We start from the raw sequence: 252 nt of genomic DNA, 5'->3' as shown, positions 1-252 counted from the left end.
TATCGACGTTATGGTCAGTTCTTAAAAGCAAAAGGTGGTAAGCAGATTTCAATGCTGCCCCATGAGTCTTATGTTCAGCCTTCTTATATCAATTCATTGAATGGAGACATTGAGCGTCACTTTGAGCCTTTAACGGATCGTTTTGTCACATCGCCAATTCTAGAGAGACTTTTGCTGTTGCTAAGCGATGTGTATGACTTGGCAGAAGAACAGGCAACGGATTGGAACATTCGCTTACATCCTTATCGGATC

General features: G+C 42.1%; 1 protein-coding gene. It reads left to right on the top strand.

The window, feature by feature from the left end; translation table 11 throughout:
• The coding region (locus tag A3773_RS17305; RefSeq protein ID WP_197462880.1) for a 2OG-Fe dioxygenase family protein at window positions 1-252 on the top strand (252 nt) is incomplete at both ends.

The sequence above is a fragment of the Neptuniibacter pectenicola genome (genome assembly GCF_001597735.1).
In the GTDB taxonomy this organism is placed as follows: Bacteria; Pseudomonadota; Gammaproteobacteria; order Pseudomonadales; family Balneatricaceae; genus Neptuniibacter; species Neptuniibacter pectenicola.
The sequence above is the reverse complement of the archived record's forward strand: the minus strand, read 5'-3'. Positions and strand labels throughout refer to the sequence as shown.